The following is a 15,486-nucleotide window of genomic DNA, read 5'->3' on the forward strand; positions in this document are numbered from 1 at the left end:
TGTCAGGAGCCCTCCGGGGAGGCGGTGTCGGTGTCCGGTTGGTGCGGGCGGCGGGTCCTGGTCCAGACGGCCGCGGTGATACCGGAGAGGAGCAGGCCGGCTGGGAGGGTGAGGAAGAACCAGGGGCCGGGGGCGTGCCAGAGGCCGAGGGCGTCGGGGCCGTAGGCCGTGCCGAGGGTGAGGGCGGTGAGGCCCGAGATCAGGCGGGCCGGTTCGAAGGGGTGGCGCTTCACCGGTGGGCTCCCTGGGGGGTCGGGGCGGTCGGCGCGGCGGGGGCCGGTGGTGCGGCGGCCGGGTCGGCGCGGGTGACGGCGACCTGTCCGGCGCCGAGTTCGAGGTTCAGCTCCACCGAGCCGCGTGGCTTCTCGCCCTTCTTGAGGCCATCGGCGGGGAGGTCGACCGTCCGGTGTCCGCCCACGAGGTCCACGTCGTGGGGCGATTCGCCGGGCAGCTGGACATCGCCGAGCCCGAGCGAGATATGGAGCCGGGCGGTGACACCGTGCGGCAGCGTCACTTGGAGGCGGCCGGCGCCCACTCCCGCGCCGGTGTGGACCGTGCGGCCCGCCTTGAGGGGCAGGCCGGTGAGGTCCAACTCCCCCTCTCCCGAACCGAGCTCATAATGCGGCCGCACGGCGCCGAGGGCGGCGGGGGCCCAGGTCTGCTTCTGCCAGTGGGCGGTGATGTTGTCGGGCAGCGCCGTCGCGCCCGCCAGCAGCAGGGCCGTCAGCACCACCATGAAGACCGTGCCACCGCCGGTGCGTCCGTACCAGGCGCTGAGCACCAGCCCGAGGCCGAAGACGACCAGCGCGCACGCCAGGCCCGCCTGGAGGGACGGCGCCAGGCCGTCATGGCGGGAGACGGCGACCGCGGCGCCGCCGCCGGTGAACAGCGCGAGCAGGAACGTCCAGCCCCCGATGGGGCGTCCGACGCGGCGGCCGCTGCGCGGGGCGCGGGCCGGCCGCGCACCGCTCGGCGGCTCGGGCGGCCGGCCCCCGTCGGACCAGCCGTCGTGCCGGTACGGGGCCGTGCCCGCGCCGTGCTCACCCCGGTAACTGAGGTCGAGGGGCAGCGGGGTGTTGTCGGGCCCCCACAGATAGCCCGGGCCGGCCGTCTCCCCGGAGCGCTGGGCGCGCCACCAGGAGGGGCCGGTGGGCACCGGCGGCGCCTGGGTCTCGGGCGGGGCGTCGGCCACCGCCTGGGCCGTGGCGGTGTCCATCGCCTGTGGGCCCTCGGCCTCCACCAGCCGCCGCCGACGCGACCAATAGGCGGAACCGGCCACCGTCAGCGTCAGCATGATGGCGAACGACATCATGCTGCCCTTGCCAAGGGTCGTCAGGAACAGCCCGCAGCCGACCAGCGCGAACAGCAGGGCCGTCAGCGCGGGGCCCTCGACCCGGCCGGAGAGCAGCCGGCGGCCCTCGTTCTGGTCCTCGCCGTCGAGGGGGATGAGCAGCCAGGCGAAGCCATAGGCGATCAGCCCGAGGCCGCCGACGGAGAGCACGGCGAGCACGACCCGGAAGATCACCGGGTCGAGGTCCCACTGCCGGCCCAGCCCGGCGCAGACTCCGCCGATCACCTTGTGCCGCCGGCTGCGGCGCAGCGGCGGAGGCGCGGCGGGTCCGGCGGGGCCGGCGGGCGCCGACTCGTCGATGGGGGCTGCATCGTTCATGAGGCCATGGTGACAAGGGCAGCCGCGCCGCGGCATCCGTGGAAACCCTGGCACATCCCTGAGATCCGCCGGTGGCGGCCCTGAGATGCCCCAGGGGGGTCCTGAAACCCCTCGTGCGTTCGCATATGCCCCCGCGCCCGTGGTCGGGAGGAGGAACAGATGTGGACGGGTGGTGGCCGGGGGGCTGCCCGGCGGCATCGACGACTATCGTTGCGCCCTGGATACGTACGGGTTTCCGGAGGGGCGTGCGGTGACGGAGGCGGCGTCGGTGGACGAGGGGCGACTGGTCGCCGGGCGATATCGCCTGGTTGAGCGGATAGGCCAGGGCGGTATGGGCACCGTCTGGCGGGCCCGGGACGAACTGCTCGGCCGTCAGGTCGCGGTCAAGCGTCTGCATGTCTCACCGCAGCTCGACGAGGACGAACTGGCAACGCGCTATGAGCGCACCACCCGTGAGGCCCAGGCAGCTGCGCGCATCAACCACCCCAATGTGGTGAGCGTCCACGACGTCGTGGACGACGCCGGGATGCCGTGCATCGTCATGGAGTACGTCCCCTCCACGACGCTCGGCGACGCCATCAAGGAGGCCGCCCGGACCGACAGTTCGGTCACGCCGCGCGAAGCCGCCCGTATCGGACGCGGCATGGTCGCGGCGCTGCGGGCCGCACACTCCGCCGGTGTGCTGCACCGTGACGTCAAGCCGGGCAACGTGCTGCTCGGCGAGGACGGCCGGGTCGTGCTCACCGACTTCGGCATCGCGGTCGCCACCGGTGCCTCCACGCTCACCAAGACCGGCGAGCTGGTGGGCTCCATCGACTACTTGGCGCCCGAGCGCGTCAAGGGCGGCACCCCGGGCCCCGCCTCCGACCTGTGGGCGCTGGGAGCGACCCTCTATCAGGCGGTCGAGGGACGCTCGCCGTTCCGGAAGCCCACCGCCGTCGAGACGGCGTACGCGATCGCCATGGACCCGTTCGAGCCGCCCCGCAACGCCGGGACGCTTGCCCCGCTGATCGAGGCGCTGCTCGCCAAGGAGCCGGCGGAACGGCCGACGGCCGAGGTCGTCGAGCAGGCGCTGCGCGCGGCCGAAGCCGAGGCGGAGACCGCGCTGATGGGCTGGTCGACGATGACCCTGGGGACGATCGCGCGGGGCCGCACCGAGCCCGCCGCCCCGGACGGTGAGACGGAGGCGCCCACCCGCCCGGTGCACGATACGGGCGGGGTGGCGGCTACTTCGGACCGCGCCGGGACCGGAGCCGGGGCCCGTACGGGAACGGGGACGGGAACGGGTGCGGGGGCGGGCTTCGGCCACGACACCGGCGGCGAGGCCGTGACCGGCCGGGTCGCGGTGCCGGACGGGGCCGGTGCCGTACGGCCCGCCGGAGACCGCGCGGATGTGCTGTCCGGCGGCAAGCCCCGTAAGCGACGTACCGCCCGGGTCGTGGTCTGGAGCGTCGTCGGGGTGCTGTTCGCCGGGGGCGGTGTGGGCTCGGCCTGGTACCTGATGGACCGTGGCGACTCCGGCTCGACCCAAAGCGCCTCTGACAAGGGCGTACCGAGCGTCCCCAGTGAACCGGAAAACAGCATCGGACCGCCGCCACCGCTCCCCGACGGCTACTGGAAGGCGAAGGAGTCCGCGCTCGGCGTGACCTTCCCGGTGCCGGACGGCTGGAAGCGGATGGTCGAGGACGGCGGCCGGATGATCACCTACTACTCGCAAAAGGACCTGGCCAGACTGACCGTCAGCGTCCTGGACCTCTCCTCCGGCAACGCGGTACAGCACTTCAAGGGCCTTGAGGCCCACCAGAAGGTGGATTACCCGACCTACAAGCAGCTGCGTTTGCAGAGCACCGTCTACCAGGGTGAACCCGCCGCGATCTGGGAGTACACCTTCAAGGGCAAGGCCCGTCCGTTCCGGGCGTCGGATCTCGGGTTCGGCCGCGCGGGTGGCACGGACTACGCGATCTTCGTGTCCGCACCGGAAGCCAACTGGACGAAGTTCGGGAAGGTCTTCTCGGTGGTGACGAACGGCTTCCGCCGGACCGACCCCCAGGGCTGAGACGCCCCGGCCCCGGACCTCACCCGCAAACCTCAGGGACAGCCTCAGGGACGACCCTGATGCCCCGGGCCCGGGAACCGTGTGACGATCGGGCACATGACCACCGCTCCGCCCCGCGCCGAGACGGGCTTCGCCCCGGCGCCGGACCCCGACGACCCGCCCGTGCGCAAGCTCTACCGCAGCGCCGACGGGCGGCTGCTCGGTGGCGTCGCGCGGGGGCTCGCGGGCCATCTCGGACTGCCGGTCTCCTGGGTGCGGATCGTGTTCGTGGCCCTGTTCATGGCCGACGGGATGGGCGCCCTGCTGTATGCGGCGTTCTGGTTCTTCGTGCCCCTGGGCGTCGGAGGCGTGGAGCACCGGCAGCCCGCCGGGGCCGACGGCCGGCGCCGCCTGCTGCGCCACCGGCCCGACAAGGGGCAGGTCTTCGCGCTGATCGCGCTGCTCATCGGAGCCGCGGTCGTCGCCTCCCGCTTCCAGCTGGGCCAGGCCGACGGCTATCTCTGGCCGGTGCTGCTGATCGGCGCCGGTGTCGCCCTGGTGTGGCGGCAGGCGGACAACTCCCGCCGCGCCCAGTGGCTGGAGCTCGGCCGCCGCAAGGGCCTGCTGCCGATGGTGCGCGGCGCGGCCGGAGTGCTGCTGGTCGGCGTCGGGGTGACGGGCATCGTCGTGCTTCAGGGCTCGGTGCGCCATCTCGGTTCGGTGCTTCAGGCCGCGCTCGCCGTCGTCGTCGGCATAGCGCTGCTGGCGGGCCCCTATCTCGTGCGGATGGCCCAGGACCTCTCCGAGGAGCGGCTGATGCGCATCCGTGCCCAGGAGCGCGCCGAAGTGGCCGCCCATGTCCATGACTCGGTCCTGCACACCCTCACCCTGATCCAGCGCAATGCCGACGACCCCCGGGAGGTGGCGCGGCTGGCCCGCGCCCAGGAGCGGGAGCTGCGCGCCTGGCTCTACAAGCCCGAGGGCCGCGGCAAGGAGGAGGACGAGGAGCCGGCCACCCTGGCGGAGGCGGTCCGCAAGGCCGCGGCCGAGGTGGAGGACCACCACGGTGTCCCCATCGAGGTCGTGGTCGTCGGCGACTGCCCGCTGGACGAGCCGCTGGGCGCCCAGATGCAGGCCGCCCGCGAGGCGATGGTCAATGCCGCGAAATACGGCGGCGAGGGCGGCGCGGTGCAGGTGTTCGCCGAAGTGGAGGGCCGTACGGTCTTCGTCTCGGTGCGCGACCGCGGCCCCGGATTCGACCTGGACGCGGTCCCCGCGGACCGGATGGGCGTACGGGAGTCCATCATCGGCCGTATGGAGCGCCACGGCGGCACCGCCCGGCTGCGGTCCGCCCCCGAGGGCGGCACGGTCGTCGAGCTGGAAATAGAGCGCGCGGCGACGGAGCACGAGATATGACCGTGCCGGGCGAGGGGCGGCCGGAGGCGACAGCGCGCGCCGGGGCACGGGATGATGGCGGGGCAGACATCGAGGGACGGGCGGAAGAGATGAGCAGCGAGGACGCACAGCAGGACGGGACCGGCGGGGCGGCCGAGGGCCGGACCGTTCGGGTCGTGCTGGTCGACGATCACCGGATGTTCCGTACGGGCGTCCAGGCCGAGATCGGTGAGACCGGGCGCACCGGCGTCGAGGTCGTCGGCGAGGCCGCCGATGTCGACCAGGCGCTCACGGTCATCACGGCCACCCGCCCCGAGGTCGTCCTCCTGGACGTCCACCTCCCCGGGGGCGGCGGCGTCGAGGTGCTGCGCCGCAGCGCCGCGATGATGAGCGACGACGCGCGCCCGGTCCGCTTCCTGGCGCTCTCCGTCTCCGACGCGGCCGAGGACGTCATCGGCGTCATCCGGGGCGGCGCCCGCGGCTATGTCACCAAGACGATCACGGGCACGGACCTGGTCGACGCGATCTTCCGGGTCGCCGACGGCGACGCGGTCTTCTCCCCGCGGCTGGCCGGCTTCGTCCTGGACGCCTTCGCCTCCTCGGATGCCCCGCCGATCGACGAGGACCTCGACCGCCTCACCCAGCGCGAGCGGGAGGTGCTGCGGCTGATCGCCCGCGGCTACGCCTACAAGGAGATCGCCAAGCAGCTGTTCATCTCCGTGAAGACCGTCGAGTCCCATGTCTCCGCGGTGCTGCGCAAGCTCCAGCTCTCCAACCGCCATGAGCTGACCCGGTGGGCCGCGGCCCGGCGGCTGGTCTGAGCTGCGGAACCGGCACGGGGCGGGCGCACCCGCAGCTTCATGACGAGGGCGTAACAAAGCACCACAGAAGGGCAACCAGGACCGGGCTGATCACCTCTAAGGGCGCGGAGAGGCTCACTGCCGAAGGCGGGGCCGGAACCATCCCCACGTCCTTCGCCTAGTTTGTCCTGGAAGCGAGACCCCGATGAGCCTGACGGGCACGCCCTTCTTCCTCACCTCGCTCACGCTGCTGATCGTCGCCGTCGTGCTGCCCTTCGCCCTCTGGGGCCGAATAGCCGGGCCGCCCCTGGTGCGCGGTCTCGCCCGGCTGCTGATGCTGCTGTTCGCCCAGGTCACGGCCATCACCGTGGTCTTCGTCCTGGTGAACAACGCCAACAGCCTCTACGACACCTGGGGCGATCTGCTCGGCACGGACAGCCATGTGGCGGAGGCCCGGGAGCTCGGCCCCGACGGCATGGGCGGCCGGCAGGTCGCGCATGAGCCCAAGCAGCTCCAGCGCTTCCGCCCGGCCGACGACCCCAAGGTGGGCGCCGGCGTCCAAATGACCGACCTCCAGGGCAAGATCTCGGGGGTGCGGGGCGAGGTGTACGTCTGGCTGCCGCCGCAGTACAACGACCCGGCCTACCGGAACAAGAAGTTCCCGGTGGTCGAGCTGCTGCCCGGCTACCCTGGCTCGGCGAAGTCCTGGCTGGGCTCGCTGCACGCGGCCCAGCAGCTGATGCCGCTGATGCAGAACGGTACGGTCAAGCCAGCCATCCTGGTGGCGCCCCGGACCAACCTGCTCCCCGGTGTGGACACCGGATGCGTCAACCTCGCCGGGAAGGTCAACGCCGACAGCTGGCTGACCGTCGACGTCCGCAAGATGGTCATCGACAACTTCCGGGCCGGTGACAAGCCGGACTCCTGGGCCCTGGCCGGGTATTCGGCCGGTGCGCACTGCGCCGCCAAGCTCGCGCTGGCCCACCCCGACCGCTACCGTGCCGCGGTCGCCATGTCCGGCTACAACGACCCGGCGCTGGAGCGCGACTCGCTGGCCGGCAAGGACCCCAAGCTGCGCATCGAGTCCAACCCGCTGCACATCCTGAAGTCGGCGAACGCGGCCGGCCAGCCGCCGCGTACCGCGCTGTATGTGTCGGGCGCGGCCCGCGACGGCTACCAGTCCGGCCTCGCCCTGCGGCAGTTCGCGCAGCTCCCGACGACGGTGAACGTGCAGCTGATCCCGGCGAACGCGGGCGGCCACACCACGGCGGTCTGGGAGCAGCAGGTCCCGCAGATCTTCCGCTGGCTGGGCACACAGCTCAGGGCGTGAGCCCACGGGGCGCCACCCCCGCGCACCCGCCCCCTGGCTACGCGGGCCGCACCCGCCTCCCGGCCCCGGCCAAGCGGGCCGCGCCCCCCCGGCTACGCGGGCCGGGTCGCCGCCGCGAACGGCATCTGGTCGATCGGCGCGATCCGTACCGGCGCCCCCGGATGCGGCGCGTGGATCATCCGGCCGTCGCCGACATAGATCCCCACATGGCTGATGCCCGAGTAGAAGAACACCAGGTCACCGGGGGCGAGTTGGGAGCGGGCGACCCGCGGCCCGGAGCTGATCTGGGTATAGGTCGTACGCGGCAGGGCGACCCCGCCGGCCTTCCAGGCGGCCTGGGTCAGCCCCGAGCAGTCGTAGCCGGCGGGCCCGGTCGCGCCCCAGACGTACGGCTTGCCGAGCGCGCTGTAGGCGAAGGAGACGGCGCGGGCGGCGCGGGGGTTGGGCGCCTGCGCCGCGGCGGCCCCCGCCGTGCCGGGAAGCCGGCTGAGCACGCCGCCGTGGCCGCCCCCGTCGCCGCCCCCGTGCTCCGTGCGGCCCTGGCGCGCGCCCCGTGCGCCGTCCCGGGCCGTCATCCGCTGCCGCTGCTCCGCGGTCAGCCGGGACAGCAACTGCTCGGCGGCGTCCAGCTTGTGCACGACGGTGACCCGGTGCTTCTTCAGCTGCGCCTCGGTGTCCGCCAGCCGCTCCACGGTGTCCTCGGCCCGCTGCCGGACCTGCCGGACGCTGCCGAGCCGGCGCGCGTAACCGGCCACGGCGGTCGCCTGATGGCTGCCCGTACGCTCCAGCACCGCGGCGCCGTCCAGATAGCGCTGCGGGTCCGCGGACAGCAGCAGCCGTACGGTCGGGTCGACGCCGCCGGAACGGTACTGGCCGGCGGCCAGGGCGCCCAGTTCGGCGCGGGCGGCGTTCAGCTTCCCGGTCCTGCGGGCGGCCTCGTCCTGGAGCCTGCTCAGCTCCTCGCGTGCGGTGTCGGCGGATTCCTTCGCACCGTTGTAGCTCTGCGTGGCCACCTCTGCCTCCTGGTACAGCGCGTCGACCCGGTCCTTGACCTGGGCGGGGGTGAGCCGGTGTGCGGCCTGGCCGGCGGCGTCGAAATCGGGGGTGAGGGGGGCGCCCGCCGCCTGCGCGAGGCCGAACGCGGGGGCGGCACCGGCCAGTGCCAGGGTGGCGGCGGCCGTACGGGCGGTGCGCGCGCTGCGCGAGCCGCCACCGGTGAGCGAGGCGAGCGGATGCTGCCGGGGCTTGCGGTGCGAGGCCACGGTGGCCGTCACTTCCTTCCCTTCGAGCCGCGGGTCCGGCGGCGGTCCGTCACGGGGGCAACGGCCGCCGCCGCACCTCTCGGCGGGGCGGCCGACGGAACGCCGGTGGGAGACCGGCGAGGCGGGGAGTCGGCCGCCTGAGGGAGGACGCTAAGCCTGGGTGTCGCGGCAGTGAGTCCCCTTGCCCGGCATTGTTCGCTTTCGACCGCGGCGGGTACGCGCGTGACCGCGGCGCCATGGCCGTACGGCCGGGACCGGCCTGGCCTGACCGAAGCGGCGATAGTGGGCGCCCTGCCCGAAGGGCCGTGCTATACGGCGGCTACGATCCAGCACTATGGACGTAGTAACCAATATCTTCGTCGGCCTGCACATCATCGGCATCGCCTCCCTGCTGGGCGGCTTTCTGACCCAGATGAAGGCGATGAGCGCGGGCACCGCCCGCTTCGTGCCGGCCATGCTGCACGGCGCACTGACGATGCTGGTCACCGGCATCGTGCTGGTCGGCCTCAACCAGGCCCAGGACCACCCGCTCAACAACATCAAGCTCGGCATCAAGATGGCCGTCCTGGTGGTGATCCTGGCGCTGGTCTACGTCAAGCGGGACGACGAGACGGTCGACAAGGCGCTCTTCGGCGCGGTCGGCGGCCTGACGGTGGCCAACATCTTCATCGCGGTGCTCTGGACCTGACGAGCGCCCCACTACGGCACACCGCGCGGTCCTCGCCTCCATATCCGGAGACGACGGCCGCGCGGTGGCGTGTGGGGGGTGACCGTGGGGGGTGGTCTGGTGGGGGAGCGGGGCGGGCTCAGCCCGGACGGACGCTTCCGTATATCGGCATGTAGTAGATCGACTCCTCCCGGACGTTGGCGCCCGGCTTCGGAGCGTGCACCATCTTCCCGTCGCCCAGGTACAAGCCGACGTGGCTGATGTCGTCATAGAAGAAGACCAGGTCGCCGGGCTGAAGATCCTTGGTGGCCACCCGCTGGCCCACCTTGACCTGGTCCCAGGTCGTCCGCGGCAGATCGACACCCGCCGCCTTCCATGCCGCCTGGGTCAGCCCCGAGCAGTCGTAGGAAGTGGGCCCGGTCGCGCCCCAGACGTACGGCTTGCCTATCTGGGCGCGGGCGAAGGCGAGCGCCTTGGCGCCCTTGCTGGTGGCCGAGTCGCCCGTGGAGCCGCCCGTGGAGCCACCGCCGGTGGAGCCCCCGGTCGAGCCGTCGCCGTCCTGCTGCCGCTGGCGCTCCCGCTCCTGCTGCTTGCGCGCCTCCTCCGCGGCCCGGCGCTTGGCCGCCGCCTCCTTCTGGCGCTCCAGCTCGGCCAGCCGCGCCTTCTCCTGGGCGGTCAGCCGGGACAGCAGCTGCCGGGCCTCGGCCAGCTTGCCCTGGACGGAGCTCATGGACTCCTTGAGGGATGCCTGCGACGCCTGCAACCGCTCCAGGCTGCGGGTCGCCTCGGCGCGCTGCTTGGTGGCCGCCGCCTGCTGCTCCTGGTAGTCGGTGACGGCCTGCTTCTGCCGGCCGGTCAGCCGCTCCATGAGGTGGTTGCGGTCGACGAACTGCTGCGGGTCCTTGGCGAGCATCAGCTGCGCCGTCGGGTTCATGCCGCCGGTCCGGTACTGCGCCGAGGCGAAGGTGCCCAGCAGGCGCCGGGACTCGTTCATCTTCTCGGCGCGCTTGGCGGAGGCGTCGAGCAGGCGGTCCACGGTGTGGCGCTGGGTCTCGGCGCGCTCCTTGGCGGCGTTGTATTTCTGGGTGGCCACCTCGGCCTGGTGGTAGAGGTCGTCGACCTTCTGTTGGACCTCTTCGACGGTGGGCTTGGGCGCCCTGGGGGCCGCGTCGGCGGACTGCGAGAGCAGGGTGACCGAGGCGAGGGCGGCAGTGGTGAGACCGGCCGCTGTACGGCGCCCGGTGGGTGAGGCGAGAACGCTGGTGCGCGGCTTGCGATGCGACGCCAAGACCGGCAACTCCTTCCGTGGACCGCCTACCGGGTTAGCTGTCGGGTTCGGGCGGTGTCGCTGACGGAAGGCTTGCCCTACGGTCCGGACGTCCACTGGCGACGGCCGTACGGATCGATTCACCCCGGTGGTGCTGGTGGGTCCCCGGCTCCGGGTGCCTGAGGGCAGGGCCGGACTCGGCGTCGGCGGCCCGTGCGAACCTGTCGTCCGCGGGGAGGCGGGCTGCCTGAGCGAGGACGTTAGCCAACTCGTGTGGCTCCTGTGAAGGCTGATGTTCGATATGCCCGAAACCTTTTCGTGACCTGAACGCGATGCGGGGGTTGTTGTGGCAGATGTCGGGTTCGGGTAACCGAAGCGCCACCCGGCCGGCGCTTGGCCGCCGGCCCCCTGACCTGCCGCTGCGCCCGGGGCCGCCCGAAGACGGCCCGCAATCCGCCACTCCGCGGCGGACTGTCAGTGCGGCGGCCTAGACTCGGTGGGCGATGAGCAGCCTCTTTGACGACAGCTTCCTGGCGGACCTCGGCCACAAGGGCGAGGAGGAACACCCTCCGCCTCCCGAGGACGAGCACGGCCCGGCCCCGGAGGAGATCCCCGCCGACCTCTTCGGCGGGAGGTTCGACGCGCCCGCACCCAGGGAGTCGTATTACCGCGACGGCGCCGCCCGCCCCGCCATCGACCCGGCGACGCTGCTGGAGGGGCTCAACGACGAGCAGAAGGCCGCCGTGGTGCATACGGGCGGCCCACTGCTGATCGTCGCCGGCGCCGGCTCCGGCAAGACCCGGGTGCTCACCCACCGCATCGCGCATCTGCTCGCCGAGCGGCATGTCCACCCCGGCCAGATCCTCGCGATCACGTTCACCAACAAGGCCGCCGGTGAGATGAAGGAGCGCGTCGAGGAACTGGTCGGCCCGCGCGCGAACGCCATGTGGGTCTCCACCTTCCACAGCGCCTGCGTCCGCATCCTGCGCCGCGAGTCCAAGAAGCTGGGCTTCACCTCGTCCTTCTCGATCTACGACGCCGCCGATTCCAAGCGCCTGATGGCCCTGGTCTGCCGCGATCTGGATCTGGACCCCAAGCGCTACCCGCCCAAGTCCTTCAGCGCGAAGATCTCCAACCTCAAGAACGAGCTCATCGACGAGGAGACCTTCGCCGGGACGGCGGCCGACGGCTTCGAGAAGACCCTCGCCGAGGCGTATGCGATGTACCAGGCACGGCTGCGCGAGGCCAACGCCCTGGACTTCGACGACATCATCATGACCACGGTCAATCTGCTCCAGGCGTTCCCGGACGTCGCCGAGCACTACCGCCGCCGCTTCCGCCATGTCCTCGTCGACGAGTACCAGGACACCAACCACGCCCAGTACACCCTCGTACGCGAACTGGTCGGCCCCGCCGAAACCGCCGCCGAGCTCTGCGTCGTCGGTGACGCCGACCAGTCGATCTACGCCTTCCGCGGCGCCACGATCCGCAACATCCTCCAGTTCGAGGAGGACTACCCGGACGCGACCACGATCCTGCTGGAGCAGAACTACCGCTCCTCGCAGACGATCCTGTCCGCCGCCAACGCCGTCATCGAGCGCAACGAGAACCGCCGCCCCAAGAACCTCTGGACGGACGCCGGCGCCGGCCCCAAGATCTCCGGCTATGTCGCCGACACCGAGCACGACGAGGCCCAGTTCGTCGCCGACGAGATCGACCGGCTGACGGACGCCAAGGACGCCAGGGCCGGCGATGTCGCCGTCTTCTACCGCACCAACGCCCAGTCCCGTGTCTTCGAAGAGATCTTCATCCGGGTCGGGCTGCCCTACAAGGTCGTCGGCGGCGTGCGCTTCTACGAGCGCAAGGAGGTCCGCGATGTGCTCGCCTACCTGCGGGTGCTCAGCAACCCCGAGGACACCGTCCCGCTCCGCCGCATCCTGAACGTCCCCAAGCGCGGCATCGGCGACCGCGCCGAAGCGATGATCGACGCCCTGTCGGCGCGCGAGAAGATCACCTTCCCGCAGGCGCTGCGCCGGGTCGACGAGGCATACGGCATGGCGGCCCGCTCCGCCAACGCCGTCAAGCGTTTCAACGTCCTCATGGAGGAGCTGCGGACCATCGTCGAGTCCGGCGCCGGCCCCGCCACCATCCTGGAAGCGGTCCTGGAGCGTACGGGCTACCTCGCCGAGCTCCAGGCATCCACGGACCCCCAGGACGAGACCCGGATCGAGAACCTCCAGGAACTGGCCGCCGTGGCCCTGGAGTTCGAGCAGGACCGCGGCGAAGACAATCCGGGCACCCTCTCCGACTTCCTGGAGCAGGTCGCCCTGGTCGCCGACTCCGACCAGATCCCGGACGAGGACGAGGAAGGCAGCGGCGTGATCACCCTCATGACGCTGCACACCGCCAAGGGCCTGGAATTCCCGGTGGTCTTCCTGACCGGCATGGAGGACGGCGTCTTCCCGCACATGCGCTCGCTGGGCCAGACCAAGGAGCTGGAGGAGGAGCGCCGGCTGGCCTATGTCGGCATCACCCGCGCCCGCGAGCGGCTCTACGTCACCCGCTCGACGATGCGCAGCGCCTGGGGCCAGCCCTCGTACAACCCGCCCTCCCGGTTCCTGGAGGAGATCCCGGACGACTACGTGGAGTGGAAGCGGACGGGCCCGGCGACGCCGTCCGCCTCCATGGGCGGACTGTCGGCGGGCGGCGGAGGCGGCTTCGCCTCCTCCCTCTCGTCGTCGCGCGCCAAGGGCCCCAGCGGCTTCGCGACCCGCCGCACCTCCGACCGCCCGGCGGTCTCGCTGGCCATCGGCGACCGCGTCACACACGACAGCTTCGGCCTCGGCACGGTCGTCGGCGTCAAGGGCAGCGGTGACAACGCCGAGGCGACGATCGACTTCGGCGGCGAGAAGCCCAAGCGGCTGCTGCTGCGGTACGCGCCGGTGGAGAAGCTGTAACGGAAACTGAGAGCCGGAAGCCCCCGGGGGCATACCTCGGGGGCTTCGACGGAGCCGTCGGCGATCAGGCCAGGCCAGGCCAGGACAGGCCAGTCAGGTCGGTTCGGGTCTCAGGGGCTCAGTTCGGGTCGAGGCCGTGGTCGCGCAGCCACGGCAGCGGGTCGACCGCCGCGCCGCCGCCGGGACGCACCTCGAAGTGCAGATGCGGTCCGGTGGAATTGCCGGAGTTGCCCGAATAGGCAATCTGGTCACCGGCCTTGACCGACCCGGAGCGGATCTTGGTGCTGCTGAGATGGCAGTACCAGGTCTCGGTGCCGTCGGGCGCCGTCACGATCGCCATGTTGCCGTAGGCGGAGTTCCACTGGGTGCGTACGGTGCCGTCGGTGGCGGACATGACCGGAGTGCCGTAGCTGACCGGGAAGTCGATGCCGGTGTGCAGCGACATCCAGTTCACCCCGGCCTGGCCGAACTGGGCGCTCAGCCCGTGCTGCTTGACCGGCAGCAGGAACTTGGGCCGCATCGCCTCCTTGCGGGCCGCCTCCTCCGCCTTGCGCTTGCGCTCCTGCGCCTGGCGCTCCTTGAGGTCGATCCGCTCCTGGGTGCGGCTGGCCCGGTCGCGGAAGTCGTCGGCGCTGGCGCTGAGTCCGGCGAGCTGGGTGTCGAGCTTGTTGTTGGCCGCGGACGGCTTGACGGCCGCGGCGTCGGGCGCGGCCTGGGCGGTCGCTTCGCCCTGGTCGTCCCCGCCGAAGCCGGTGACGGACGCGGCGGCCACCGCGCACACGCCCATGGCGGCGACCGAGGGCACCGCGACGGTCAGCAGCGCCGACCGCTTCGCCGTACGCCGCCGGCCCCGGCCGCGGACGGCCTTCCCGGCGTCCGGCCCGGCGACCCGCCGTCCGGAGGGGGCGGGGGCCGCGGGGGTGATCGGCATGGCCTGCGTCATGGCGTCCGCCACGGCCGCGGCCTCGCTGTAGTCCTCGGCGTCGGCGGGGGAGTGGTCGTCGCTCTCGGCCCGGCCGGTGTCGTACGGGTCGTCCGCGGCCCGGTCGCTGTCGGGGCCGCTGTTGCTGAAGTGCCCGGCCTCGTTCCAAGTGGCGCTGTCCCACTGGAGGGTGTCGGTCGGGGGCGGCCCGGCCTGCGCCGGGATGTTGGCGATCAGGTCCTGGTCCGTGGTCGACCAGATCGCCGTGGCCTCGTAGCTCGCGGTCTCCTGGAGTGCGGTGGCCTGCCGGTCGAAGGCGTCGAAGGAGTCGGCGGCCTCGTACGCGCCGGTGGCGTAACTGCCGGTGTCGTACGCGCCGGTGGGATAGCTCCCGGTGTCGTAGCCGCCGTGACCGTACGCGGTGGCGTCGTAACCGGCCGTCTCGTACCCGGACGAGGCGTACGCGGTTGCGTCGTGCGCGGTCGTGTCGTGCGCCGGGACGTCGTAGGCGGTGTGTGCGTACGGGTCGTAGCCCGCGTCGGCCGGGTGCGGGTCGGCGAGGGCGTGGGCGCCGGTGTCCCATCCGCCGGTCTCCCATGCGCCGGTGTCCCACTGGGGCGAGGCGTAGCTGCCGGTGTCGTACGCGCCGGTGGCGTAGCCGTCGCCCGCCGGGTATGCCCCGGTGTCATAGGTATCGGTGCCGTAGGTGCCGGTGCCGTAGACGCTCATGCCGTAGGCGCCCGCCGCGTGCGTGCCGGTGTCGTACATCCCGGTGTCATAGGTGCCGGTGTCGTACATACCGGTCTCGTACGAGCCGGGGAGTGAGCCGAAGAGGGGGTCGCCGTCGCCGTATTCGGCGACACCGGCCGGGGCCTGCGGTGCATAGGAGTCGTAGGCCGGGTAATGCGCATACGAGGCGTCGGCAGGAGTGCCGGTCGGAGGCTGGGCCCCCGAGGGGTGACGGTCGTTCACCAACTTCTCTTTCGCCTCGGCAGCAGGAGAATTAGCGGCGACTGTACCCGGCGGTACGCGACGGCGACAATCTTCAACTGGTTTTGGGCTAGGCCAGATCGGGCATTTGGCCGCCTTTCGGCAGTCCCCATGCGAGCTCTTGGCGCCTCGTTCGAAGTTTGTTCGACTCCACGTCAAGATCATGTCGCCGATACGGCGCCCTGACGGCGC

11 protein-coding genes and 1 riboswitch are annotated in these 15,486 nt (G+C 72.0%); of the genes, 6 read left to right on the forward strand and 5 right to left on the reverse strand.

Annotation, left to right across the window (positions count from 1 at the left end; all coding sequences use genetic code 11):
- Positions 1 to 2: 2 nt before the first annotated feature.
- Positions 3 to 233, reverse strand: coding sequence for a hypothetical protein (locus tag ACFWJW_RS00180; protein WP_387232571.1), 231 nt, complete (start codon positions 231 to 233; stop codon positions 3 to 5).
- Positions 230 to 1,669: a PspC domain-containing protein gene (locus tag ACFWJW_RS00185; protein WP_387232574.1), complete on the reverse strand. Its 1,440-nt coding sequence runs from the start codon at positions 1,667 to 1,669 to the stop codon at positions 230 to 232. Before ACFWJW_RS00185 ends, ACFWJW_RS00180 begins: the two co-directional genes overlap by 4 nt.
- Before the next feature lie 250 nt (positions 1,670 to 1,919).
- Between ACFWJW_RS00185 and ACFWJW_RS00190 the strand changes: the two genes are divergently transcribed.
- The 4 genes from ACFWJW_RS00190 (at position 1,920) to ACFWJW_RS00205 (ending at position 7,229) form a co-directional block, all read left to right on the forward strand.
- A complete protein-coding gene (locus ACFWJW_RS00190) occupies positions 1,920 to 3,725 on the forward strand; it encodes a serine/threonine-protein kinase (protein WP_387233406.1) in 1,806 nt (601 codons plus the stop codon).
- Positions 3,726 to 3,821: 96 nt separating this feature from the next.
- Positions 3,822 to 5,120 carry a PspC domain-containing protein gene (locus ACFWJW_RS00195; RefSeq protein ID WP_387232577.1) on the forward strand — a complete coding sequence of 433 codons (1,299 nt, stop codon included), beginning with the start codon at positions 3,822 to 3,824 and terminating at the stop codon, positions 5,118 to 5,120.
- Between the two features lie 89 nt (positions 5,121 to 5,209).
- Positions 5,210 to 5,920: a LuxR C-terminal-related transcriptional regulator gene (locus ACFWJW_RS00200; RefSeq protein WP_387232580.1), complete on the forward strand. Its 711-nt coding sequence runs from the start codon at positions 5,210 to 5,212 to the stop codon at positions 5,918 to 5,920.
- A gap of 184 nt (positions 5,921 to 6,104) precedes the next feature.
- A complete protein-coding gene (locus tag ACFWJW_RS00205) occupies positions 6,105 to 7,229 on the forward strand; it encodes an alpha/beta hydrolase (protein WP_387232583.1) in 1,125 nt (374 codons plus the stop codon).
- Between the two features lie 92 nt (positions 7,230 to 7,321).
- Here the strand turns inward: ACFWJW_RS00205 and ACFWJW_RS00210 are convergent, their stop codons facing one another.
- Positions 7,322 to 8,503 carry an NlpC/P60 family protein gene (locus ACFWJW_RS00210; RefSeq protein WP_387232586.1) on the reverse strand — a complete coding sequence of 394 codons (1,182 nt, stop codon included), beginning with the start codon at positions 8,501 to 8,503 and terminating at the stop codon, positions 7,322 to 7,324.
- Positions 8,504 to 8,825: 322 nt separating this feature from the next.
- Here ACFWJW_RS00210 and ACFWJW_RS00215 point away from each other — a divergent pair, with 322 nt between their 5' ends.
- Positions 8,826 to 9,179, forward strand: coding sequence for a hypothetical protein (locus ACFWJW_RS00215; protein ID WP_168481005.1), 354 nt, complete (start codon positions 8,826 to 8,828; stop codon positions 9,177 to 9,179).
- 118 nt (positions 9,180 to 9,297) lie between these two features.
- On the opposite strand, the gene ACFWJW_RS00220 is transcribed toward ACFWJW_RS00215, so the two are convergent.
- Complete coding sequence (locus tag ACFWJW_RS00220; protein ID WP_387232590.1) at positions 9,298 to 10,446, reverse strand: NlpC/P60 family protein; 1,149 nt, start codon at positions 10,444 to 10,446, stop codon at positions 9,298 to 9,300.
- Between the two features lie 7 nt (positions 10,447 to 10,453).
- Positions 10,454 to 10,638, reverse strand: a riboswitch (cyclic di-AMP (ydaO/yuaA leader).
- Between the two features lie 290 nt (positions 10,639 to 10,928).
- Between ACFWJW_RS00220 and pcrA the strand changes: the two genes are divergently transcribed.
- Positions 10,929 to 13,382, forward strand: coding sequence for a DNA helicase PcrA (gene pcrA, locus ACFWJW_RS00225; RefSeq protein WP_387232592.1), 2,454 nt, complete (start codon positions 10,929 to 10,931; stop codon positions 13,380 to 13,382).
- Positions 13,383 to 13,500: 118 nt separating this feature from the next.
- Here pcrA and ACFWJW_RS00230 read toward each other — a convergent pair whose 3' ends face one another.
- A complete protein-coding gene (locus ACFWJW_RS00230; RefSeq protein WP_387232595.1) occupies positions 13,501 to 15,276 on the reverse strand; it encodes a M23 family metallopeptidase in 1,776 nt (591 codons plus the stop codon).
- Between the last annotated feature and the right edge of the window lie 210 nt (positions 15,277 to 15,486).

It is taken from the genome of Streptomyces sp. NPDC127097, assembly GCF_042724075.1.
In the GTDB taxonomy this organism is placed as follows: Bacteria; Actinomycetota; Actinomycetes; order Streptomycetales; family Streptomycetaceae; genus Streptomyces.

What these genes read in the sequence shown, in the direction of transcription:
- ACFWJW_RS00215 (WP_168481005.1), top strand. Translation starts at nt 8,826, where the DNA reads ATGGACGTAGTAACCAATATCTTCGTCGGCCTGCACATCATCGGCATC.
- ACFWJW_RS00205 (WP_387232583.1), top strand. Translation starts at nt 6,105, where the DNA reads ATGAGCCTGACGGGCACGCCCTTCTTCCTCACCTCGCTCACGCTGCTG.
- ACFWJW_RS00195 (WP_387232577.1), top strand. Translation starts at nt 3,822, where the DNA reads ATGACCACCGCTCCGCCCCGCGCCGAGACGGGCTTCGCCCCGGCGCCG.
- pcrA (WP_387232592.1), top strand. Translation starts at nt 10,929, where the DNA reads ATGAGCAGCCTCTTTGACGACAGCTTCCTGGCGGACCTCGGCCACAAG.
- ACFWJW_RS00185 (WP_387232574.1), bottom strand. Translation starts at nt 1,669, where the DNA reads ATGAACGATGCAGCCCCCATCGACGAGTCGGCGCCCGCCGGCCCCGCC.
- ACFWJW_RS00200 (WP_387232580.1), top strand. Translation starts at nt 5,210, where the DNA reads ATGAGCAGCGAGGACGCACAGCAGGACGGGACCGGCGGGGCGGCCGAG.